Annotated in this window: 16 protein-coding genes; 8 read left to right on the top strand and 8 right to left on the bottom strand. The window is 70.7% G+C overall.

Annotated elements, in window-relative coordinates:
- Positions 1 to 63 precede the first annotated feature (63 nt).
- Entirely contained in the window at positions 64 to 249 is a 186-nt protein-coding gene (locus ABZ635_RS15960) for a hypothetical protein (RefSeq protein WP_357765048.1), read from the bottom strand.
- A gap of 333 nt (positions 250 to 582) precedes the next feature.
- Between ABZ635_RS15960 and ABZ635_RS15955 the strand changes: the two genes are divergently transcribed.
- Both ABZ635_RS15955 and ABZ635_RS15950 read left to right on the top strand, forming a co-directional pair.
- Positions 583 to 2,052 (top strand): DUF262 domain-containing protein, encoded by a 1,470-nt coding sequence (locus tag ABZ635_RS15955; RefSeq protein ID WP_357765045.1) that lies wholly within the window; start codon positions 583 to 585, stop codon positions 2,050 to 2,052.
- Positions 2,031 to 2,648 (top strand): DUF5655 domain-containing protein, encoded by a 618-nt coding sequence (locus tag ABZ635_RS15950; RefSeq protein ID WP_357765042.1) that lies wholly within the window; start codon positions 2,031 to 2,033, stop codon positions 2,646 to 2,648. The genes ABZ635_RS15955 and ABZ635_RS15950 overlap by 22 nt, the downstream gene beginning before the upstream one ends.
- Positions 2,649 to 3,364: 716 nt before the next feature.
- Here the strand turns inward: ABZ635_RS15950 and ABZ635_RS15945 are convergent.
- Entirely contained in the window at positions 3,365 to 4,966 is a 1,602-nt protein-coding gene (locus tag ABZ635_RS15945; protein WP_357765039.1) for an MFS transporter, read from the bottom strand.
- 358 nt (positions 4,967 to 5,324) lie between these two features.
- Between ABZ635_RS15945 and ABZ635_RS15940 the strand changes: the two genes are divergently transcribed.
- The 4 genes from ABZ635_RS15940 (at position 5,325) to ABZ635_RS15925 (ending at position 10,177) form a co-directional block, all read left to right on the top strand.
- Positions 5,325 to 8,081 (top strand): BTAD domain-containing putative transcriptional regulator, encoded by a 2,757-nt coding sequence (locus tag ABZ635_RS15940; RefSeq protein WP_357765036.1) that lies wholly within the window; start codon positions 5,325 to 5,327, stop codon positions 8,079 to 8,081.
- Positions 8,045 to 8,560, top strand: a complete 516-nt coding sequence (locus ABZ635_RS15935) for a hypothetical protein (protein WP_357765033.1) — start codon at positions 8,045 to 8,047, stop codon at positions 8,558 to 8,560. The genes ABZ635_RS15940 and ABZ635_RS15935 overlap by 37 nt, the downstream gene beginning before the upstream one ends.
- Before the next feature lie 239 nt (positions 8,561 to 8,799).
- Positions 8,800 to 9,555: a 3-oxoacyl-ACP reductase FabG gene (fabG, locus tag ABZ635_RS15930; RefSeq protein WP_357765030.1), complete on the top strand. Its 756-nt coding sequence runs from the start codon at positions 8,800 to 8,802 to the stop codon at positions 9,553 to 9,555.
- A gap of 226 nt (positions 9,556 to 9,781) precedes the next feature.
- A complete protein-coding gene (locus ABZ635_RS15925; RefSeq protein WP_357765027.1) occupies positions 9,782 to 10,177 on the top strand; it encodes a dihydrofolate reductase family protein in 396 nt (131 codons plus the stop codon).
- 419 nt (positions 10,178 to 10,596) lie between these two features.
- Here ABZ635_RS15925 and ABZ635_RS15920 read toward each other — a convergent pair whose 3' ends face one another.
- The 4 genes from ABZ635_RS15920 to ABZ635_RS15905 form a co-directional block, all read right to left on the bottom strand.
- Positions 10,597 to 11,508 (bottom strand): DNRLRE domain-containing protein, encoded by a 912-nt coding sequence (locus tag ABZ635_RS15920; RefSeq protein WP_357765024.1) that lies wholly within the window; start codon positions 11,506 to 11,508, stop codon positions 10,597 to 10,599.
- A gap of 1,165 nt (positions 11,509 to 12,673) precedes the next feature.
- The gene (locus tag ABZ635_RS15915) at positions 12,674 to 13,606 is read right to left on the bottom strand and encodes an ornithine cyclodeaminase family protein (RefSeq protein WP_357765021.1); all 933 of its coding nucleotides are present in this window, start codon (positions 13,604 to 13,606) and stop codon (positions 12,674 to 12,676) included.
- The gene (locus ABZ635_RS15910) at positions 13,603 to 14,955 is read right to left on the bottom strand and encodes an MFS transporter (RefSeq protein ID WP_357765018.1); all 1,353 of its coding nucleotides are present in this window, start codon (positions 14,953 to 14,955) and stop codon (positions 13,603 to 13,605) included. The genes ABZ635_RS15915 and ABZ635_RS15910 overlap by 4 nt, the downstream gene beginning before the upstream one ends.
- 144 nt (positions 14,956 to 15,099) lie before the next feature.
- The gene (locus ABZ635_RS15905) at positions 15,100 to 15,792 is read right to left on the bottom strand and encodes a GntR family transcriptional regulator (RefSeq protein ID WP_357765015.1); all 693 of its coding nucleotides are present in this window, start codon (positions 15,790 to 15,792) and stop codon (positions 15,100 to 15,102) included.
- Positions 15,793 to 16,198: 406 nt separating this feature from the next.
- On the opposite strand from ABZ635_RS15905, the gene ABZ635_RS15900 reads away from it, so the two are divergent.
- The gene (locus ABZ635_RS15900) at positions 16,199 to 17,905 is read left to right on the top strand and encodes a histidine kinase (RefSeq protein WP_357765012.1); all 1,707 of its coding nucleotides are present in this window, start codon (positions 16,199 to 16,201) and stop codon (positions 17,903 to 17,905) included.
- A 22-nt stretch (positions 17,906 to 17,927) separates the two neighbouring features.
- A complete protein-coding gene (locus ABZ635_RS15895; protein WP_357765081.1) occupies positions 17,928 to 18,668 on the top strand; it encodes a response regulator transcription factor in 741 nt (246 codons plus the stop codon).
- A gap of 303 nt (positions 18,669 to 18,971) precedes the next feature.
- Here ABZ635_RS15895 and ABZ635_RS15890 read toward each other — a convergent pair whose 3' ends face one another.
- Both ABZ635_RS15890 and ABZ635_RS15885 read right to left on the bottom strand, forming a co-directional pair.
- Entirely contained in the window at positions 18,972 to 21,623 is a 2,652-nt protein-coding gene (locus ABZ635_RS15890; RefSeq protein ID WP_357765009.1) for an FtsX-like permease family protein, read from the bottom strand.
- On the bottom strand, positions 21,617 to 22,372 hold the full coding sequence (locus ABZ635_RS15885) for an ABC transporter ATP-binding protein (RefSeq protein WP_357765006.1): 756 nt from the start codon (positions 22,370 to 22,372) through the stop codon (positions 21,617 to 21,619). Before ABZ635_RS15885 ends, ABZ635_RS15890 begins: the two co-directional genes overlap by 7 nt.
- Positions 22,373 to 22,624: the final 252 nt, after the last annotated feature.

Raw genomic sequence — 22,624 nt, 5'->3', positions numbered from 1 at the left:
AAGCTAGCAGGCGCGCACCCGGTCTCGGGCAGCTCTCGCCTTGACAGATTGTCACTGGTCTCATCACCCGGTGTTCGTGAAGCTGGGCGGTGTGTACAAGACGACGCCTCCCTCCTCGGGATACGTCGGCGCGGTCTTCGAACCTGCCGCACCAGAGACGTGGACCATCCGGCTAAGGACGAACTCATCCGCTTCGCTCCCCGCACGGTTCGCCACGTCGAGATCCTCCGAGAGGTCATCGACCGGCACACCATGGTCCTGCGCCTGGTGGCATGTACTGAGTTTGGTGGAGGTGCGCACGCCCGTGCACCCCGAATCGACCGCGCCCAAGCTCTGGAGGCGCCCCCAGCGGCTGGAGATTCGGCACCCAGTCCCCATGCTCCCCCACTCGCATTAGTCTCGGGGCACAAGCATGTCAACCACCTCCCCCCTGTGCCTCAGACAGATCCCCCGTGAATCCGCGATGACGGCAACGAACCCTCGCTGGGACACCAGGAGCCCGCACGCGTGGCGCCCCAACGGGTTCGCTCAGGGCCATGGCCAGAAAGGCTCTCCAGCACGGTGAAAGCATCCGAGACCCCCTTGCTGAAACTGATCCAGCAGGGTCACCAGTTCGTCATACCGATCTACCAGCGCGCGTACTCGTGGACCGCGGCGGAGTGCGACCAGTTGTTGGCCGACATCGAGCGCGCTGGCCGCGACGACACGTTGACTTCGCACTTCACCGGTTCGATCGTCTATGTGGAGAAGGGGTTGTCGAACCTGACGACGCAGGAGCCCCATCTCGTCATCGATGGTCAGCAGCGGATGACCACGGTGATGCTCCTCGTCTCGGCCCTGGCGCGTGCCCTCGAGAGTCTTCCGGAGGGCACACCCTTTCCACTACCGGATTTCTCTCCCAGGAAGCTGCGCAACCGCTACCTGGTGAACAACGACGAGGAGGGCGATGACTACTTCAAGCTTCTACTGTCGGAGAAGGACCGTGAAACGCTGAAGGCCGTCATCGGCCGCACCCCCTTGCCGTCGAACCCGTCTGAGAGCGTGAGCAACAACCACCAGCGGTTCCTGGACCACCTCGCGAAACCGAGTACGGACCTGGGAAACGTCTGCCGCGGACTCGCCAAGCTGGTCGTCGTCGACATCCGGTTGGACCGAACATCGGACAACCCGCAGTTGATCTTCGAGTCCATGAACTCCACCGGACTGCAACTGTCACAGGCGGACCTCATCCGCAACTTCGTGCTGATGGGCCAGGCACCACCCGTCCAGGAAAAGCTCTACAACACCTACTGGCGGCCGATGGAGACCGATTTCGGTCAGGCCGCCTACGAGAAGCAGTTCGACGACTTCGTACGCCACTACCTCACTGTCGTCACCGGTGAGATCCCGCGCTTCGACAACGTCTACGGGGCCTACAAGAAGCATGCGCAGGCCTTCAGATCCGAAGGTGTCGAGATCGAGGCCCTCGTCCGCGAACTACACGCCTACGCCAAGCGATACTGCGCCGTGGCCCTTGGACAGGAGGACGACAAGCTTCTCGCCGCGGCCTTCCAAGACCTGAGGGAGATCAAGGCTGACGTCGTCTACCCGCTGTTGCTGGAGCTCTACACCGACTACGAAGTCGGCCTCCTCCAGCGAGACGATCTGGTCACCATCGTCGAGATGGTCACCTCCTACATCTTCCGCCGCGCGGTCTGCCGCGTGCCCACGAATTCGCTCAACAGAACCTTCAGCACGTTCACCAAGGCGATCGACAAAGGGAGGTACGTCGAGAGCGTCCAGGCACATCTGCTGGGTTTGAAGAGCTATCGGGCCTTTCCCTCCGACGAGGACTTCAAGGATGAACTGACCAAGGCCAACATGTACAACTTCAAACGTCGGTCGTACCTGTTGCGACGGTTGGAGAACTTCGACAGGAAAGAACACGTTTCGATCGAGGACTACACGATCGAGCACATTCTGCCGCAGAACGAGAAGCTCTCCGCCCAGTGGCGGGAGGATCTGACTGGTCCCAGATTCAGGAGCGCTGTGTGCACACACTGGGAAATCTGACGCTGACCGGCTACAACTCCGAGTACAGCGACCGACCGTTCGCCGAGAAGCGAGACATGGAGGGCGGGTTTCGGGAGAGCCCGCTACGGCTCAACAGGGGGCTCGGCACTCTGGAATCCTGGAACGAAGTGACCATCAGGAAACGTGCGGAGCGGCTGGCGGCGCAGGCCGTGGACATCTGGCCGCGTCCTGTCCGACCTGAGGGTTTCCCGCACACCGGACGCTCGGCCACGGAATCCGGATACTCCATCGAGGACCATCCGAATCTGACGGGGCCGCTGCTGACGCTGTTCGAGAAGTTCCGTAGCCGGGTGCTCGCGTTGGACGAGGTCGTCACAGAGACCTTCCTGAAACGGTACATCGCCTACAAGGCCGAGACGAACTTCGTCGACGTGGTGGCGCAGAGCGAGCGGTTGAAACTCACCCTCAACATGCCCTTCGAGTCTCTCCACGACGAGCGCGCCATGGCCTGGGACGTGACCGGGAAGGGCAAGGCGGGCAACGGCAACGTCCAAGTCGTACTGGGCGCCGAGGAGGACGTGGACCACGTCCTGGGGCTGGTGCGTCAAGCCTACGAATACCAGGTCGGGGAGTAGGGGAAGCGCGTTCGACGCGCCTGGCACCAGGGCACCGCCCCCGTGTGGCTCAGTCTCGCAGGGCACGTGCTTCTCGTGCCGGGGGCTCTCCCGGTGTGGCGCCGCCCCGGCTCCGGGCCGAGTTCCGGAGTCGTCTACAGGGCCGACGTCGGACTCCGACCGGGTGAGAGCGCACCACGCCTTCTCCATACCCGGCCGGATGAGGTCGGCGGAGAGCACGTCGGTATCTCGGTCGGCGGTCCCCGCCCCTGGTGCGATGGTGCGGCGCGAACGACCCCGGCGGGCCCGGACACGGCGGAGAGGAACACCATGGGGCCGTGGTGCTTCTCCGAGTAGCCGGTGTGATCGGGGACGTAGGGCGTGACCTCAACCTCAAGAGTGACCTCGCCGGATTGGTATGGCGCATGCGATCACTCTTTTTCTTCGCGCCGTCCCAAGAAGGGTCGAACCAGCTCCCTGTCGTGCACCCGGTGGGACGCGGGGTAACCCGGCAGCCACCTCCCCCACGGCCTTCCGGATTCTCTCGCTACCGCAGATCAGGACACTCCCCACCAGCGTTCACGACCCGCGTCACTCGCCCCGGGGGCTCAAGCCCCTGACCAGCGCAGCGGTCAGGGGCTTTCGCGTTGCCGAACGGGCGCCAGCGAGTGCACGAGGCCCCGCGAACCGGGGCTCCGCCCTCGGCGGTGCCCGCGGGCCGAATCGCGGTGGGGACCCTAGTCCTGGGTCTGCGGAACGGCTCCGTCCCCGCTGGTGGAGACGGGCTCGGGGGTGTTCTCCCCGGCCTCCCCGCTGATGGGACGGATGTGGCGCATGAGGATCGTGGTCAACACGGCCACCGCCGCGAGCAGGGCGGCGCTGACCCCGGCGGCTGCGTTCATCCCCTGGGTGAACGCCTCCTGAGCTGGAGCGATCAGGGCCTGGGCGTGGGATGGCGACTGCTGGGCCGCGGCCAACGCCCCGGCCAGGGTCTCGCCCGCGCTCTCGGCCGCCGCGGTGGGAACTTCCTCAGGGACGGCTTCAGCCATCTGGCTCCGGTACACGGCCGCACCGACACTGCCGAGCGTGGCCACGCCCAGCGCTCCACCCAGTTCTCCCGAGGTCTCCGACATGGCCGCGGCCGAGCCCGCCTTCTCCGGGGGAACGGAACCCACGATCAGGTCGGTCCCAAGGGCGAGAAGCGGGCTGATGCCCATACCGAGGACCACCTGGCCCACGATCAGCAGGCCGAACCCCGAACTCGCGTCGACCTGTGTGAGAACGAGGAAACCGAGCACGCTGAGCCCGAGCCCGCCACCGATCACGGTGCCCGGACGCATCCTGGCCGCCAGGGCCGGGGCCACCATGAACCCGACCATCATGCCCGCGACCGAGGGAAGCAGCCACAGGCCGGAACGCAGGGGCGACAGCCCCTGGATCATCTGGAAGTACTGGGTCACGAACAGCATGACCGCGCTCATGGCCATCACGCCGAACAGCATGCTTCCCAGGGCGGTGCTGAAGACGCGGTTCTTGAAGAGGTCCATGTCCAGGAGCGGATCGGCCAGCCCGCGCTGGCGGAGGACGAACAGCGCGCCGACTCCGAGTCCGGTCACTAGGGCCAGGAGAGACCACGTTCCCGGGCCGTTCGAGGCGAACTCCTTGAGCGCGTAGATGACCGGCAGGATCGTGAACACGAGCATCACGGCGCTCAGGACGTCCAGACGACCCGCGCCCGGGGCACGGTACTCGGGGAGCAGAAACGGTGCGGTGACCACCAGGAGCACCATGACCGGAACGCCGATCAGGAACACGGCCCCCCACCAGAAGTACTGGAGGACGAGGCCGCCGACCAGTGGACCGATCGCCATGCCGCCCATGAAGCACATCATCCACACGCCGATGGCCGCCGCGCGCTGCTGCGGGTCCTCGAACATGTTCCGGATGAGGGCGAGGGTGGAGGGCATCAGTGTCGCACCCGCGAGCCCCAGGACGGCCCGGTTGACGATGAGCATCTCGACGCTGACCGAGTAGGCCGCGAGCACCGAGGCGGCGCCGAAGACCACCGCGCCGATGACGAGCAGTCGACGTCGGCCGATGCGGTCGCCGAGGGCGCCCATCGTGACCAGGAATCCGCCGATCATGAACGCGTAGATGTCCAGGACCCACAGCTGCTGGGTGCTGGTGGGGGCGAGGTCCGCGCTCAGTTCCGGCAGGGCCAGGTACAGCACGGTCATGTCGATGGACAGGAGCAGCGTCGGCATGGCCAGGACGGCGAGGCCGATCCACTCCTTCGCGCCGGCGCGAACACCGGCCGTGTCGGAGGTCTGCGATGGCATAGGTGGTGCACTCTCTTCCAAGGTGATCCTGCTCGTGCTGGGGGCGGGACGTCGCCGAGGCCGCCCTCCGGGAGGCGGCGGCGCACGTTCCCGGGGGGCGCGTCGGTTCCAGCGGCGGGTCGGTCGCGCACTCGCGCGAGCCCGGGGCCGGGTCGCGCGCGTGGAGTCCGTCGGCCGCTCCGCCGGTTCGGTCGTCCACGCGTGCCGGTGCCACTCGGATTCCCTCACGCTCGGCCGGGCTCCGCACCCCACCACGGTGCGACCCGAGGGTTCCGGTAACGTTCCGGCGCGGTTGCGTCTCCTCCGGTGCCGCCGCGCCCGGGGCCGACTCCCGCCCTGCCTGCACTACTGTTGCCGTATGCGATTCGGCATCCTCGGTCCGCTCCAGCTGTGGGCTTCCGACGGCAGAGCCATCCGAGTCCCCGAGACGAAGGTTCGGGCGCTGCTGGCCGTGTTGCTCGTCCACCGGGGCGCCCCCGTTCCGACGGACCGCCTCATCGACACCCTGTGGGGAGACGACCCTCCGGCCAACCCCTCCGGAGTCCTGCGCAGCAAGGTCTCCCAACTGCGCCGGGTGCTGAGGCAGGCTGATCCCGACAGCGCCGACCCGATCGTGTTCCTCCGGCCGGGCTACCAGCTGCGAACGCCCCCGGAGGCCCTCGACGCCGACCGCTTCGGGGCTCTGTTCGCCCGGGCACACGGGAACGGGGACCCGCACGGGAGGGCCGCGCTCCTGACACAGGCCCTGGCGTTCTGGCGCGGGCCAGCCCTGGCGGACTTCGCGGACGAGCCGTTCGCGGGCGCCGAGATCGCCCGGTTGGAGGAGCAGCGCCTGACGGCCTTGGAGGAACAGGCCGAGGCGCGGCTGGAGCTGGGGGAACACGGGCTCCTGGTGGGTGAACTCGCCGATCTGGTGGAACGCCATCCGTTCAGGGAGCGTTTTCGCGCCGCGCAGATGCTCGCCCTCTACCGGTCGGGGCGCCAGGGCGAGGCGCTGGACTGCCACCGGTCGTTCCGGGACCTCCTGGCCGACGAACTGGGGGTCGATCCCGGACCCGACCTGGTGGCCCTGCACCAGGCGATCCTGGGACAGGACCCCGGTCTGTCGTTGGGCGCCCCGGCCCGGGAACCCGTACGGCCCCCGTTCACCATCCCAGCACCTCTCACGGAGCTGATCGGCAGGGACGAGGACGCTTCGAGGACGGAGGGGCTCCTCGGCGAGGCGCGTCTGGTGACGCTCACCGGCCCCGGTGGCGTCGGCAAGACGAGGCTCGCGTGCGAGGTGGCCACACGCATGGCCGGTGGATTCGGTGGCGGGGTGTGGATGGTCGAACTGGCGTCCTTGGAGAGGTCCCACCAACGGACCCGGCGGGCCTCCACGCTTCGGGTCGCGGAGGCCGTGGCGGAGGCGCTCGGGGTCCGTGACGCCCCCGCCGGACCGGCGCCCGTACCGAGGCCGGGCGGTACGCCCCTGGTCGAGCGCGTCTGCGAAGCTCTGTCCGGCAAGGAGGTACTCCTGGTCCTGGACAACTGCGAACACGTGGTCGGCGCGGCCGCCACGCTGAGTGAGACCCTGCTGAGAGCGGTGCCCGGCCTGCGAATCCTGGCGACCAGCCAAGAGCCCCTGGGGATCTCCGGAGAGCGGTTGCGGGAGGTCCCGCCCCTGGAGTCGCCTCCGGTCTCGGCCGAGCCGTCCGTCTCGTGCCGGGCCAGCGCCGTCCGGCTGTTCGTGGCCAGGGCGGCCGCCACGGCTCCCGGGTTCGCCCTCGACGACGACAACACCGCGGCCGTTGCCGCGATCTGCCGCAGGCTGGACGGCCTCCCCCTCGCCCTGGAACTCGCGGCGACACGGGTGCGCGCCCTGGGCGCGCACGAGCTGTCGGCCCGCCTCGACGACCGGTTCGGTCTGCTCTCCTCCGGCCGACGGGACACACCCGAAAGGCAGAGGACCCTCCTGGCGACGATCGACTGGAGCTGGGAGCTGCTCACCGGGAACGAGCAGGCCGTGCTTCGGCGGCTTGCGGTCCACCCTGACGGCTGCACACTGGCCGCCGCCGAGGAGGTGTGCGCCGGTGACGGGGTGGAACGCGCGGACGTGGTCGACCTGGTGGCCCGTCTGGTGGACCGTTCACTCGTCGTGGTGGTCCCCGGGGACACCCCCCGCTACCGGCTGTTGGAGTCCGTTTCGGTCTACTGCGTCGCCCGGCTCCGGGAGGCCGGAGAGGCCGTCACCACGCAGGGCAGGTTCGACCTCTACTACGTCGAACTGGCGGAACGGGCCGACTCGTGTCTGCGGGGACACGCGCAACGCCAGTGGCTGCGCCGGATGGACGCCGAGGCCGCGAACCTGCGCGCGGTCCTGGAGAGCTCCCTACGGCGCGACGAGGCGCAGCTGGCGCTCCGCCTGGTGTGCGCCATGTCCTGGTACTGGGTGCTGCGCGGACGACTCGGCGAGGGCCGCCGCGCGCTGGCCCGCGCCCGGGCGTTGGAGGGGGCGGCGCCCGACGGCCTGCGGGACCTGGCCGCCTCGTGGTGGGCGGCCGTTGCGGCGCTCTCGGGGGACGACGTCGACACTGTCGAGACGGTGTCACCGAGGCGCGAGGTGTCTCGTGGACCCCGCCTGGACGACCGGTATCTGCGGAGGCGGACCAGGGCCGAACTGCTTCTGGGCTCGGCCATGCCGGATGCGCCCGAGGGAGAGGGCCTGGTCAACCGGTCGTTGGAGACCTCCCGCCGAGTCGGAGACCGGTGGGGGCTCGCCGCGGCGCTGAGTGTTCGCGCCTGGGACGCGCTGCTGCGCAGTGACTTCGCGGCCGTCCGGAGCGAGGCTGAGCACAGCATGGACGTGTTCCGTGAGCTCGGGGACCGTTGGGGCGTGCTCCAGGCCGCCGACGCCCTCGCGATCCTGGCCCAGATCACGGGCGACTACGAGCGCGCGGAGCATGTGCACCGGGAGGGGTTGCGGATCGCCGAGGATCTGGAGCTGCGCACGGAGGTCTCGTACAAACTGTCCGGGCTCGGGCGAGTGGCACTGCTGAACGGCGATTCGAACAGGCCGACGCGTTCCACCACAGGGCCATGCGCCTGGCCGCCGACCAGGCGAACAAGCCCCTGAAGCAGTTCGCCGAGCTGGGTTTGGGGATCGGAGCCCGTCGACAGGGGCGGTTGGAGGCGGCCGAGGCCCACCTGGCCCACTGGCTCGACTGGAACCGTCGGGGAGGTTGGGACGCCGGGGTCGCGTTGGTTCTCTCCGAACTCGGTTTCGCGGCGGAGCTGCGCGGTGACGCCCAGCGGGCTCGGGACCTGCACACGCAGGGGTACGACGCGGCCTGTGCCACGCAGGACCCGCGCGCGATCGCACTGGCGCTCGAAGGGCTCGCAGGGGCGTACGCGCTCGCCGAGAGCGACGATGACGCCGCCCGGCTGCTCGGGGCGGCGGTCGCGGCACGAGCGTCGGTGGGTGTCCCGCTGCCGCCCGGGGAGCGGGGGGACGTCGACCGGATCACCACCAAGGTGCGCGCCGCCCTGGGAGAGGAACGGTTCCGCGCCGAGATGGCGCGGACCGTGGGATCGAGCGTCATTCCCTCTCGGTAGAACGCTGTCGCCCACCTGTGGAGGGTCGGGGTCCTTCCAGGTACCGGACCCGCGGGGGTCCCGTCAGGACGGGTGCTCAGGGGAGTGCGATGCGGGTGCGCTGGAGGGGCGCACGTGTCCAGGCAGGAGCACCGGGCACGCTCGCGACCCCGTGACGGCGCCGCGAAGGCCTGAGGGGCGGGGTTCCGCCGTCCCCTCGCGGGGTACGACGGTGACCGGTCCGGCGACGGGGGGCGGCTGTGGGCAGATCGGTTCTGGTGACCGGCGGCACGAGGGGGATCGGGCTCGGCATCGCCAGGGCGTTCGCCGAGGCCGGGGACCAGGTGTTGGTCGTCGGGCGCGACGAGGACAGGGCGCGGGAGGCAGCTCGCGATGTCGCGGGGATGGAGTGGGCCGTCGGTGACGTGGCCGACCCCGTGGACTGCGCGCGCGTGGTCGAACGGGCCGTGCGGAACACCGGCGGGCTCGACGTGGTCTGCGCCAACGCCGGAGTGTTCCCCTCGTCCCCGCTGGTGACGATGGACCCGGAGGAACTCGGCCGGGTCATCGACACCAACCTCAAGGGCACCGTGCTCACGGTACGGGCGGCGGTGGAGGCCCTGACCCTCTCGGGGAGGGGGAGGGTGGTGATCACCTCCTCCATCACCGGACCGTTGACCGGGTACGCGGGCTGGTCGCATTATGGCGCGACCAAGGCGGCCCAGTTGGGATTCATGCGCAGCGCCGCCCTGGAACTCGCGCCACGGGGGATCACCGTCAACGCCGTGCTGCCCGGCAACGTGCGCACCGAGGGGTTGGAGGAGATGGGACCGGACTACCTCGAACGCATGCGCGCGGCGATCCCTCTCGGGCGGATCGGGGAGGTCGGCGACATCGCCGCCGCCTGCATGTTCCTGGCAGGCCCGGGGGCGTCGTTCGTCACCGGCCAGGCCATCGTCGTCGACGGGGGCCAGGTGTTGCCCGAGGACGGCGGCGCCTTCGCCGACCCCGTCTGAGGCCGTGCCCGCGGTCAGCGGATCTCGCACTGCTCGCGCGCGGTCCTGGAGGAGGGGTCGATGCGGTCGGTGTCGACGCGGGCCACCATCAGTCCCGAACTCATGGACCCGACGGGACGGGTCTCCTGGGACGATGCGGGCCACCCGGCGTGGATACGGGGACGGGGGCCGCCCGGGTGTGAGACTGGACCGGCGACGGTGGTCGAGCCGTCGGAGAGGAGCCCGCGTGAAGATCACCCTCACCCAGTTCGTCTCGCTCGACGGCGTCAGCCAGGGGCCCGGGTCGGCCGACGAGGACACCTCCGACGGTTTCGGTCGCGGCGGTTGGTTCGTTCCCTTCATGGACGCGGCGTTCGTGCGGACCGCCTCGGAGTGGCTGGACCACGCGGACGGTCTGCTGTTCGGTCGACGCACCTACGAGGCCTTCGCGCGCGACTGGCCCCGGATCACCGAGCCCGACCCGTTCACCGTACGGATGAACTCGCTCCCCAAGTACGTCGTGAGCTCCACCCTCGCCGAGGGGACGTGGGCTCCCACCACCGTGTTGCGTGACGTGGAGGGCGTGCGGAGGCTGCGGGAGCCCGTCGCAGAGCACGGGGCTGCGCCTGGTCGGGCGCGATGACACCCCGGCTGGTGTGCTCCTGTTGGAGTACGCGACCACCGGTGCGGCCCCACTGGCCGACTACGAGGGTGTCGACGCCCTGACCTGAACCTCCTTCCAGGAGCGACGTGTGCTGTTCGTGGCACGCGAACGCTCCGCGGCGGCCCGGAGTACACCTGTGTGCTGCCCACGCACACAGGCGGCTCCGGGCCTCCGCGGCTTCCCGGTGCGGAGCCCCGCCGGGTTCCGCTCCGGGCACGTCCGGGTTCCGGGACGTTCGCTCTCTCGGCTGGCGCGGTACCGGACCTTCCGCCTTCGGCCACTGCGCCCGGTGGCCGGGTGGGAGGGTACGGGTTCACCGACCGCCGGTGGCACCCCACCATGGTGCTCCGTGCCGCGATGACCGCTGCGCCGCACCGATACGCGTCCGCGCCCGAGGATCACGTGTCGGTGTGAGGGGACGTCCACGGGCAACCGGTTCCCAGGCTGTCGCACCCGGGGTCGGTCGTCGTGTGGCGGGGGGATGGGGGTCCCCTCGCCCGGTCCGCGGTGTCGTCGGCCGACCGTTCGCCGACAGGGACAGCCGTGTGGTGTGTACGGGAGCCAGGAGTGCGTTCCTCGTCGACCCGGTGGATGCCCGTGGGGTCGGTGAGAGCGACGTGGTCGATTCGCCGGGTCGGTGGGACCGCGGGGAGCTCCACGGGAGGTAGGGGGTCGGCGGTGGAGTCGTGCCGATACGTGCCGGGGGCTGGATCGAGGCGGGGACCGGGGCCCGCTGTCGCCGTCGTGGCACGGGTGTCCTCGGCTGAGGGGTTCGCGTCCCGCGCAGGAGCGTGGTCGACCACCAGCACCGGCGGGGCGTCGGCGACGTCGAAACGGCGCCACGCGGTGGTTCCGGACTCGTCGCGCTCGCCCATCCTGAGGTGGAGGTGGTCCTCCCCCGCGTCGAGGGCCCGCTGGTAGGCCTCGGTCACGTCGAACTCGACACCGCCCTCGACCGGGCAGGACGGGTGACCGCCGCGCACGTTCCGGGTGTCCAGCAGTTCGTGGGCCGTGGGCTGGTCGTTCCAGGTGGCGTTCTCGTCGAAGGGTCCGACCCGGCGCAGTTCCACGAGGGAGTCGTTCGCGCAGTCGTAGGACCAGGCCACCTCCACACGGAGAACGGCGGATTCCACCGCGGTACCGGAATCGTGTGCCACCGGGAATCGGAAGAGGGCCCTTCGGGTGTAGACGCGGTCCTCCCACGCGAGGCGCCCCGTGCCCACACTTCCGGTTTCGGACACGCGGGAGGGCAGGTCCGGAAAGGCGCGATCCACGAACGCCGACCGGGAACTCGCGACCTCGGCGGACATCGGGTTTGCGCGAGACGATCCGAAAGCGCTTTCCCCGGAAACGGCGTCGGCGGAATCCGGGGGATTCCGTGTACCGCGCTCGGGAGGCACGGTTCCGGAGACGGGGTCGACGGACTCCGAGAAGGTCGCGGGAGCCCGCCCGTGGGCGGTGACGCCTTCGTCAGCTGCGGCGGGTGCGGCCACCCCCACGGCCACCCCCAGTACCAGAACCAGGGCATGGCTCGCACAGGCCGCCGTCGCGCGGGTCAGGGTACGACGCATGACGGTGTGTGCCTACACCTTCCAACTGTGACCGAAAAACGATTCCGGCGAGACGTGGAGCCGCGCCTTCAACTACGAGGAATTTACCAAATTCACACCGCAATCGACAAACAACGGGGGTATTCACCCGGACCAAAACCACCATTACCCCACAAGGCAAACAGAGCCCTCACGGAGCCCCCCGCACACACGGAATCACCCCGGAATTTCCGCCGGGCAATATCCGGAAACCATAAAACGTCATTTCACAACAAACCGAAACAAGTCAGCCGCGCGGCGGCCTCCGCCGGGCACCCGGCCGCGCCCCGTCATCCCGTCGCCCCGTCCTCCCGGTCCGACCGGAACCCGGTACCTTGCCGGGTGTGCACGACCAAACCGGCGCCGAGGGACTCACGGTCGCGCTGATGTCCGAGCGCTCCGGGCTCTCCCCCCACACACTGCGGTACTACGAGCGATCGGCCTGCTGCGGCCGGTGCGACGGTCCGCGGCGAGCCACCGCAGGGACGGAGAACCCGAGACAGCCCGGCTCGTCCCGGGTCCGCCTGGCCAGGTCGCCCAGCGCGGCGCGGGCCTCCGGAACCCGCGCGGGATCGGTGCAGCGGATACGGGCCGTGACCTCGTACGGGCACGGTGGTGTCGTGGTTCACGACGTGAACACCAGGACTTCGAGCGCGTTCGAAGTCAACCCCTGCCTCGCGGTCGGGCGCGTCACGCGTGTTGGAGACGGGTACCGCGTGGAAACGAACCCGGTGGGCCTGCCTGGAGGCCGGCGCCGGGGCGGCGCGCCCGTCCCGGACCCGACGGAAAGGGCTCCGCACCGCGATGCGTCTCGCGGTGCGGAGCCCGGTGTCACACGGGCCGACAGGACGGTTCGGCCCGGGCGACTGGTCCGCCCTCGGACCGGTCAGAGGGTGGGTGCGACACCCACGGCGACAGCGAGGTCCTCCCAGGACATACCGGAACCCTTGAAAACGTTGGGCCGGTCGGTACGCCGGGCCACCTCACCCCGGACGAGCGGGGCGAGGCCGACGAGGTCGGCCTCGGTGAGGGTGCCCTCCTCGATGGCGAGCACCACGTCGCCGCACTCGCGCAGGGCGGCGCCGCTCTCCTCGACCACCACGAACGACCGCCCCATCAGGGCGGCGTCCAGTTCGCGGCGGTCGGCCTCGTGCGAACCCATGGCGACCACGCATGCCCCGTCCCTGACCAGGGAACCGTCGAACAGCGGGTCCTTGGCCGAGGTCGCGCACACGACGATGTCGGCCTGGGGCACGTCGGACCCGGCCCCCGCCTCGGCGACGATGCCGCGCTCAGCGAGCTCCCGGAGGGCGGCGTCCACACGGTGCGCGGTACGGCCGACCATCCGAACGCTCGTGAGCGTACGGACCTGCGCCACCGCGACGACGTGTTCGACCGCCTGGGGGCCGCTGCCGAACACCACGAGCCGGGAGGCGTCGGCCGCGGCCAGCCGGTCCACCGCCACGGCGGAGGTGGCCGGGGTGCGCAGCGAGGTGAGCGCGACACCGTCGACGAGCAGCCTGGGCGTGAGGGTCCTGGCGTCCATCAGCATGTACACGGCCTGGATGCGGGGCAGGTCACGAGCGGGGTTGTCCGGAGACACCGACGCGACCTTGACGCCGACCCAGTCGCCGAGGGTCGAGGGCATGAGCAACAGGTGCCCGTCCCCCGCCCCGGCGTGGACCCGGGCGGGGTCCTCGGAGGGGTCGAAGCCGTCCAGCAGGGCGCGCTCGATCAGCTCGAACGCCCGGCGGGGGCCGATCCGCTCCCGTAGTTCCCCGGCGCTCACGAGGGGCAGGCCGGTCTGGGTCGGGGTCATGCGGACACCTCGGGCTGTTCGTCACGGGAGGCCCCTTCACGGGCCTCGATGAGGGCGGTCTCCTTGCGCACCACGCTGCCGGAGACCGCGACGGCGGTGAAGGAGATGACGGCGAGGACCACCAGGTAGGTGGCGATCGGCCACCAGGCGCCGTCGAAGCGGGCGAGCAGCCAGGTCGCCAGCAGCGGGGCGGTTCCACCCGCGAGCGCGGCGCCGATCTGGTAGCCGAGCGTCACACCGGTGTAGCGCACGCGGGTCGTGAAGATCTCGGAGGTCAGGGTGCCGAGGGTGGCGGTGACCGGCGGCCAGGCCACACCGAGGGCGATCACGACGGCCGCGTACACCGCCCAGTTCATGTGGAGGTCGAGCAGCATGAAGAAGGGCGCCGCGAACAGGGCGATGAGCAGGGTCCCGCCGAGGTAGACCTTCTGGCGGCCGAAACGGTCCGAGAGCGCGCCCATGAGCAGGATGGCGAACGTGCTGACCAGCGCGCCCGCGCTGACGGCGTTGAGGACCACGGACTGCTGGATGTCGAGCGTGCCGGTCGCATAGCTGACCACGAAGGTCGCGAAAATGTAGAACGGCGCGGTCTCGACGACCTTGGCGCCGACCGCCACGAGCACGGACCGCCAGTGGTCGCGCAGGGTGTCCTGGATGGGGAGCTTGGCGACGTTGCCGCTCTCCTTGGCCTCGCGGAACGCGGGCGTCTCGGCCAGGCCCTTGCGAATCCACAGGCCGACGAAGACGAGGACGATGCTGGCGATGAAGGGGATACGCCAGCCCCAGGCCTCGAAGGCACCGTCCGGGAGCAGGCTGACCAGCCCGAAGGCGACCGTGGACATGAGCATGCCGATGGTGATGCCGGTCTGGGGCACGGAGCCGAAGAAGCCGCGGCGGTTCTCAGGGGCGTACTCGTAGGCCAGCAGCAGGGCGCCGCCCCACTCTCCGCCGATCGCGAGGCCCTGGATGATCCGGCAGAGGATCAGCAGGACCGGCGCCAGGAGACCGACCTGGTCGTAGGTGGGCAGGAGACCGATCGCCACCGTCGCGCCGCCCATGAGCGACAGGGTGATGACAAGGGTCTTCTTCCGCCCGATCCGGTCGCCGATGTGGGAGAAGACGATCCCACCGAACGGCCGGATGAAGAAGGTGAGCGACAGGGTCAGGTACGACAGCATCAACGAGATCACGGGATCGTCGTTGGGGAAGAACTGCTTGTCGAAGATGAGCGCCGCGGCGGTGGCGTACAGGAAGAAATCGAACCACTCGATCGCGCTGCCGCTCAGGCTGCCAAAGAGTACACGGCGGTTGGTGGCCGGTTTACCGACCACCGAGTGCTGCGAGGCCACTCACAACTCCTCGGATCAGGGCCCGACGAAGCGGGGCCTCAAGATGGGAACCTGTGCAACGTACAATTGCACCCTCCCCGAATCAAGACCCGTGACCGAATCGAAGCAGCTCAGCTACCTGATGCGTGCGTCTCCCCTCCGGCCTCAGACCTCCGCCCGACCGGCCCAGACCCCCCGCACGTGCCCGAGATGGTGTCGCATGAGCGCCTCGGAACCGGCCACGTCACCCGCTTCGAGGCGATCCAGCAGCGCGTGGTGCTCCTGCGCGGTGTCGACCAGGCGCCCCTGCTCATAGAGGCCGCGCAGCGCCGACAGCCGTGACATCCCACGGAGCCGACGCACCTCCTCGACCAGCCTCCGGTTACCCGCGATCGACAGCAGCTGGAGGTGGAAGGCCATGTCGTTGGCGATGAACTCGCGCAACCGCCCGGTCTCGGCGGTCTCGGTCAGCCGGTCGGCGAGCGGACGCAGCGCCGCGATCTGCTCGGGCGTGGCGGTCGCGGCGACCCGGCCGACCGTGGGGACCTCGATGAGCGCACGGAGCTCGATGAGCTCGTCCAGGGCGACGTCGCTGAACTCCACCACGCGGTAGCCCCGGTGCCGGAGGGTCTCCACGAGCCCCTCCTGGGTCAGTTCCATCATGGCCTCGCGCACCGGGGTCGCGGAGACGCCGAGGCGTTCGGCGAGAGCGGGGGCCGAGTAGACGAGGCCCGGTTCGAGTTCCCCGGCGATCATGGCCTCACGCAGCACCTCCGTCACCCGGGCGCGCAGGCTGGCACTCTCCGTGAGCGAACCGAGGACCGACCGAGACCGGTCCCGTGAGGCGTCGATGCTCATGTGCTGGGTTCCTCCCCGGGGTGTGTCGCTCCCAGGATGCCACGCGCCCGGGCTCCGAACACGCGAAAGTTCGCCCCGGGAAGGGTTCGAAGGAGTGGGAAGTACGACACGGACGGTCACCGCACGGCCGTGCGGGCTCCGCGCGCCGGGCGGCGCGCTCCCGGGATTCCGAGGCCCGTGGGAAGCCAAGCGGCTCCGGGCACGCGAACCCGTGGACGCGTGGACGGGACCGTACTCATGGGCCGCCCCCGCTCTCCGGGGTCCTCCTGGGACGGCGGCCCCGCCACCGGTGCCATCTTCACTGGCCCAACGTCCCCACCCTGACTTTCGACAGGGGACGCGGCCCCATCCGGCGGGCTAGGTTCCCACCATGCGTTCCTCTCCCACCCACCACCGACCGTGCCGTGTGTCAGCAGGCGATCTGGCCTTGGCCGCCACGCTCCTACTGCTGGTCCTGGCCCCGCGGTGGCCGTTCCTGCTGATGGCCGTCCCGGTGCCCGCCATGCTCACCGGACGACTGTCCCGGGACCCGCGCGCGGCGGGATGCGCCCACGCCGTGGCGGGCCTGGTCGGAGTGGGGGCGCTGGTGGTCGGCGGCCACCCCGTGGGCCTGTGGGTGACCGGAGGCGTGCTCGCCGTGTTCGCGGTGGTGCTGCCGTGGTTGCTCGGCCTGTACCTGCGCAGCACCTCCGCCCTGGAACGGGCGGGCTGGGAGCGGGCCCGAACCCTGGAGCGGGAGTTGCGGTTGAGGACCGAGCGCACACGCATGCGGGAGCGCTCGCGTATCGCCCGGGACCTGCACGACGCCATGGGCCACCAGTTGAGCCTGCTGGCGCTGGGTGCCGGTGCGATGGAGACGGCACCCGACCTGCCCGAGGAGCGCCGGGCCCAGGCCGGGCAGCTCCGGGAGGCGGCCGGCCGCGCGGCCGAACAGCTGATGGTCGCGGTGGGCGTCCTGCGCACCGACGCCGATCCCGCTCCGCTCGCCCCGACCGGGGACGGTCTCACCCGGCTGGTCGACGACGCGCGCGAGGCGGGTCTGCGCGTGACCCTCGAAGAACGCGGCCCGCTGGTCGACCTTCCCCTGATGGTCGACCGGGCCCTGTACCGGGTGGTCCAGGAGGCCCTGACCAACGTCGCCAAACACGCACCGGACACGGAGTCGCGGGTGGAACTGCACGGTGGCTCGGGCTCGGTCGGGGTGCGGGTGTGCAACCCCCTGCCCCGGGAATGGGGCGACCGGCGCCCCGCCCCCGGGGCCGGTAGCGGCCTGGTCGGGCTTCGGGAACGGGTCCACCTGGCCGGGGGCGCATTGACCGCCGGACCGGACAACGGGTACTGGGTGGTGGTGGCCCAGCTCCCGACGCGGGAGCCGGGCCCGGCTCAGGACGCCCAAGCGACCGGCGGCGCTGAAGGGGACCGGGCCGTTCAGGGCGCCTCCGCCACGGTCGGCCACCCGGCGGGAACGTCCGCAGGGGTGTTCGGACCCGGTCCCGGCCCTGGGTCCGGCCACAGAACCATCAGCGGGTCCGGATCTGGGAGCGGGGACGGGGGCCCGTACCAGGGGGCTGACGGGCGGCGACGGTCGCGCGAGGGGAGTCGACGCGGTGGTCACGATCCGGGCGGGAACCGGAAACCGCGCGACGCCGACAGCTGCGGGCTCCGCGCCCGGACCGCCGTTGACCGCGGGGCGGACGACGAGGTTCCAGGGGTGGACGAGATCCCGGGGGAGATCGAGGAGCATCCGCAACGACGCGTGCGTCGTCGTACCCTGTGGGCGATCAGCACCATCGTGACCGTTCCGATCCTCGCCGCGATGGTCGGGTACGGGCTGTTGTTGGGGATGTCCACGCACGAGGCGGCCAGTTCCACCCTCGATCCGGGCGTCTACGATGACCTGCGCGTCGGTCAGGACCGAGCCGAGGTGGAAGCCCTCCTCCCCGCTCGCGAGCTGAACCCCGGCGCCGTGACCGCCGCGTCCTGGCCCGAGGAACCCGAGGGGCTGGACTGCCGCCACTACCGGTCCAGCGCGGACGTGCTCTCCGGTGAGTTCGACAGCTACCGGCTCTGTTTCGACTCGCTGAGACTGGTCTCGGCGGAGGTACTGCCGTGAGGACGGGGGAAGGGGTGTGAGCGTGGTCAGGGTGCTCTTGGTTGACGACGACGCGATGGTCCGCGCGGGCGTGCGGGCAGTGCTCGGCAACGATCCGGAGATCGAGGTGGTGGCCGAGGCCTCCGGTGGACGCCAGGGGGTGGAGATGGCCTGGTCGCACCGGCCGGACGTGGCCCTGGTCGACATCCGTATGCCGGGCATGAACGGGCTGGAGGCGGCTGTCGAGATCCGCAGGGCCGTACCGGGCGTCGGCGTGGTCATCCTGACCACCTTCGGCGAGGAGGAGTACGTGGTGCGGGCCCTCGACAGCGGTGTGGACGGGTTCCTGCTCAAAACCGGAGACCCGAGGGAACTGCTGCTGGGGGTGCGCGCGGTCGCGGAGGGCGGAGCCTTCCTCTCCCCCAAGGTGGCCCGCCGGGTCCTCGACGGCATGGCCCACGAACGCTCCACCGCCCGCTTGCGCGCCCGGGAGCGCCTCGCCGGGCTGACCGCCCGGGAGCACGAGGTACTGCACCTGCTGGCCATCGGGCTGTCCAACGGAGACATCGGGCGTCGGCTCTTCATGGTGGAGGGAACGGTGAAGGGGCACGTGAGTACCATTCTGCGTCGGCTGGGGGTCCGTAACCGGGTGGAGGCGGCGGCGATCGCGCACGAGGCCGGTCTGACGGACCCGGGCCGGTGCCCCCCGAGAGGGGACCGGTCCGGCGCCGGAACCGTCTCCGGCCCCCGTTTCCAGTCGGGGGTCCAGCGGCATCGGCCGTGACACGGCCGTCGTCGGCCCTGTCACGGGCACCGGGACCGCACTGCCACCAGCCGTCCAACCGCGACGCCCCCGGTCGCGCCGACGGAACCGGGGGCGTCGCCGATCGGGGTATTGACGGCGCAGTGGCTCCCGGCACGGCGTGGACCCCAGCGGCGTCGCTCCCAGGGCCGACACCAGCGGCGCGCCGTCGCCCCGGCTGGGCTCCGGCCCCGGATCGAGCTCCGAACGGGGTCTCGACGGCCCCCACCCGAATCGCGGACGATCCCGCGCGAGCCGCCGGACGAGGGTGGCTCGGATGAGCGTTCACGCCCGGGTGAGACCTTCGGCCGGCGCGATACGGGTGGCACGAACGGCGGGTGCGAGGGTGGCGAGTACACCGATCGCCAATGCGGCGACCGGGAGCAGTCCCAGCTGCGCCCAGGGAACCGACACCACCAGGGGCGCGGTGCGCCCCACGATCGCGCCCACCCCGAGCACGCCGTACGGCAGGCCGACCAGCACTCCCAGGACCACTCCGAGCAGGGAGATGACCACGGCTTCGACGGCGAGGGTTCCACGAAGACCGCCCCGGCTCAGGCCCAAAGCTCTCAGGAGGGCCGTCTCCCTGGTTCTCTCCAGGACCGACAGGCTCAGCGTGTTGGCCACCCCGAGGCTGGAGATGACCACGGTGACGAGCAGCATCACCAGGGCCAGCGCGACCAAGAGGTCAAGGATTTCGGTGAGGTCCCTCCTCTCGCTGAGTGCTCCGCTGACCGCGACACCTGGATCAGCCCCGGCCGCCAGGTCCATCTGGTCGGCGAGGTGCTCCCGGTCCGCTCCAGGGGCCGCCACCCCCCACACCACGCCCTGATCCCAGCCCCGGGTGACACCGTCAAGAACGTCCTCGAGGACCACCGGCGCGGCCGTTCCGGAGGCGGTGGCCAGGGCGGACGGGTACAGGGTGAACGTACGGGCGGTGCCGTCCAGGACCAGTTCGGTGCTCTGCCCGGGTACGGCGCCCAGCGCCTTCAACTGATCGCCGGAGACCAGCATGACGGGCTCCGTCCCCCCGGTGGCTCCCCGGTCGGAACCTCCGCCGACGCCCGTGCCGGTTCCGGTGCCGAGGAGCTCGTCGGCACCGACGACCTCGGCGAGTCGCGGCGAGACGCCGATCAGGGTCACCCCGTCCCACCCCTGGACCGTCACCGGAGCCGTCCGGGGTGCCTCCACGAACTCCAGCCCCTCGATCGCCCGTATCCGCTCCACTGTGTCGGTGTCGACGGAGCCCGTGTCCGCGCGGGCGCTCACCTCCACCGGGTAGCGGGAGTCCAGGTCACCGTCGATGGTGGCCCTGCCGGTAGCGGCCGCGGTGGTGAGGGCGCTGATCAGGCCGAGCCCCAGGACGAGGGCGAGTGTGGCGGTGGCGGCTCTGCCGGTGTCCCGGCGGAGGTTGGCTCCGGCCAGGTCCGCGACCCCGCCCATCCGGCGCAGCGGACCATGTGCCCAGCGCAGGAGTCGGGCGATCAGGTGGCGCAGCGCCAGGAGCAGACCGATCGCCCCGGCGAAGCCTCCAGCGATCGCGAGTGGCAGCGACCCCGTCCAGGTGCCGAGGGCCATGGTCGCCAGCCCCGTGAGCGCGAGTAGCGCCCCGAGCACGTGTCTGCGGCGCAGGTGTACTCCGTCGTCCAACGGCGCCGACCTCAGCGCCTCGACCGGAGCGGTGGTGGAGGCCGAGCGCGCCGGGAACCAGGCGGCGGCCACGGTGGTGCCGACCCCCGCCGCGACGCAGCCGAGCAACGGGAGCGGGGCCAGACGCAGACCGTCTCCGGCCATCCCGGCCAGGGAGGCCCCCGCGTATCCGGCGGCGATGCCCGCTCCGGCCCCGATCAGGGAGCCGGTCAGCCCGATGAGGAGGGCCTCCGTGACGACCAGCTCGCGCAACTGACGGCGATCGGCGCCGACCAGGCGCAGCAGCGCGGTGTCGCGACGGCGTTGGGAGAGCAGGATCGTGAAGGTGTTGGAGATGACCATCGCCGCCGCGAGCAGGGCCATGAGCGCGCACACGAGCAGGAGGAGGCCGAGCTGCTGGGAACCGCCCGCGAACCGGTCGGCGGCCATCCGGGACTGTTCCTCGGCGGTCATCACGTGCAGGTCACCCGGCAGGGCGCCGGTGAGGCCGTCTACCGCGTCCTGGGGGGCGACCCCGTCGACCGTGCTGGCCAGCACGGTGAGGGGGGTGTCTCCGGCGAAGTACGCCGCGGGGGCGTGGAAGGTGTGCCGCACGCCGGTCAGAGGTCGAAACCCCGGGTCGGTGCTGCCCACCACCGTGACCTCGTGCGTGCTGTCCGCCGCGCCCGCCCCCTGCGGGGCGTCCACCGCCGGGGCGACGTCAGCGCCCTCCGGCGCGGCGTCCCCGACCGCACCGCCCGCCGCCGCACCCTCCCGCGCGCTGTCCCCCGCGCCGTCCTCATGGACCCGTTCCCCGGCCCTACCCTCGCGCGCGGGGTCGTGACCCCCGACGAGCCGGACCGTGTCCCCCACCGCGAGCCCCAGCGACTCCAGCGTGGCGGTGTCGGCCACCACCTCGTCGGGGCCGGTCGGCCAGTCGCCCTCGACCAGGTCGAACCAGCGCAGCCCGGGGTCGTCCGCGAGCCCGTAGACGTTGGCGGTTCCCCGCAGGGCGTCGGTGACCACCTCGACGGTGCGCGCGTGGACCGGCGCGACCGCCGTGACGTCGGGGTGTGCGGCGACCCGGTCGGCCCAGTCCGGCCCGGGGTCGGCGCCCTGCGGGTCGAGGTCCACGACCACGTCGGCGACGGTCAGCGGCGCGGCGGCCACCGCGCGCAGGCCCGCGCTGGAGGTCGAGGAGAACACCGCCGTGGCCGCGAGGAAGAGCGTGCCGAGCACGACCGCCAGCAGGACGGCGAACAGCCGGGCGGGGTGGGCGCGGAGCTGGGCCCACGCGAGGTTCAGCATCGGGTCTCCGTTCGGGCCATCGCGGTGAGGATCTCGTTGGTGGTGGGCCGTTCGAGGGAGTCACGCAGGAGCCCGTCGGACATCGTCAGCACCCGGTCGGCGTAGGTGGCGGCGACGGGGTCGTGCGTGACCATGACGATGGTCCGGCCGAGTTCGGTGCTGGCCGAACGCAGGTGTTCGAGCAGTTCCCGGCCGCTGGTGACGTCCAGGGCCCCGGTGGGTTCGTCGGCGAAGAGCACGGCGGGGCGGGTGAGCAGGGCGCGGGCGACGGCGACCCTCTGTTGCTGTCCTCCGGAGAGTTCCGGGGGTCTGTGGGCGAGCCGGTCACCGATCCGCAGCGACGCCACGACCTCGTCCAGGTGCGCCCGGTCGGGGCGTTGGCCGGAGAGCCGCAGCGGAAGCAGGATGTTCTGTTCGGCGGTGAGCGCGGGCAACAGGTTGAAGGACTGGAAGACGAAGCCGACACGTTCGCGCCGTAGCCGGGCGAGTTCCCGGTCAGTGAGCCGAGAGAGGTCTCTTCCCTCGACCAGCACCCGCCCCGAGGTGGGGGTGTCCAGGCCCGCCAGGAGGTTCATGAGCGTGGACTTTCCGGAGCCGGAAGGGCCCATGATCGCGGTGAACTCCCCGGTGTGGAAGGCGAGGCTCACGCCCGCCACGGCGGTGACCGCGGTTTCTCCCTCTCCGTAGCTCCGGACGAGCTCGCTCGCCTGGAGTACCGTGTCGCGCTGTCGCGACGGTGTGGTCGTCATCGGGTCCCTTCCCTCACGTGTCCCGCTATCTGGAACCACGCTAGGAATCGGGGCACCGGGGCCGACACTGACGACCGGCGGGGTGGCCCCCTGTCGATCGACAGGGGTGGAACTCGGATGGATGCGCTATGGCGGCGCCCGCGGACCCCGCCCTCCTGTCCCGCTCGCCCGGTGCGGCGGCGACACCCCCCGAACGGACTTCGTCCAAAGCATTGACGAAGTGTCGAAGCGCTGGCAGTGTACGCGGCATCT

The organism is Nocardiopsis sp. NPDC007018, assembly GCF_040635075.1.
Lineage (GTDB): Bacteria > Actinomycetota > Actinomycetes > Streptosporangiales > Streptosporangiaceae > Nocardiopsis.
This window is presented reverse-complemented; position numbering and strand designations above follow the sequence as displayed.

Excerpts from the sequence above, each read along its gene's own strand:
- ABZ635_RS15905 (WP_357765015.1), bottom strand. The coding sequence starts at position 15,792 with ATGAGCATCGACGCCTCACGGGACCGGTCTCGGTCGGTCCTCGGTTCG.
- ABZ635_RS15915 (WP_357765021.1), bottom strand. The coding sequence starts at position 13,606 with ATGACCCCGACCCAGACCGGCCTGCCCCTCGTGAGCGCCGGGGAACTA.
- ABZ635_RS15940 (WP_357765036.1), top strand. The coding sequence starts at position 5,325 with ATGCGATTCGGCATCCTCGGTCCGCTCCAGCTGTGGGCTTCCGACGGC.
- ABZ635_RS15920 (WP_357765024.1), bottom strand. The coding sequence starts at position 11,508 with ATGTCCGCCGAGGTCGCGAGTTCCCGGTCGGCGTTCGTGGATCGCGCC.
- ABZ635_RS15935 (WP_357765033.1), top strand. The coding sequence starts at position 8,045 with ATGCGCCTGGCCGCCGACCAGGCGAACAAGCCCCTGAAGCAGTTCGCC.
- ABZ635_RS15890 (WP_357765009.1), bottom strand. The coding sequence starts at position 21,623 with ATGCTGAACCTCGCGTGGGCCCAGCTCCGCGCCCACCCCGCCCGGCTG.
- ABZ635_RS15945 (WP_357765039.1), bottom strand. The coding sequence starts at position 4,966 with ATGCCATCGCAGACCTCCGACACGGCCGGTGTTCGCGCCGGCGCGAAG.
- ABZ635_RS15885 (WP_357765006.1), bottom strand. The coding sequence starts at position 22,372 with ATGACGACCACACCGTCGCGACAGCGCGACACGGTACTCCAGGCGAGC.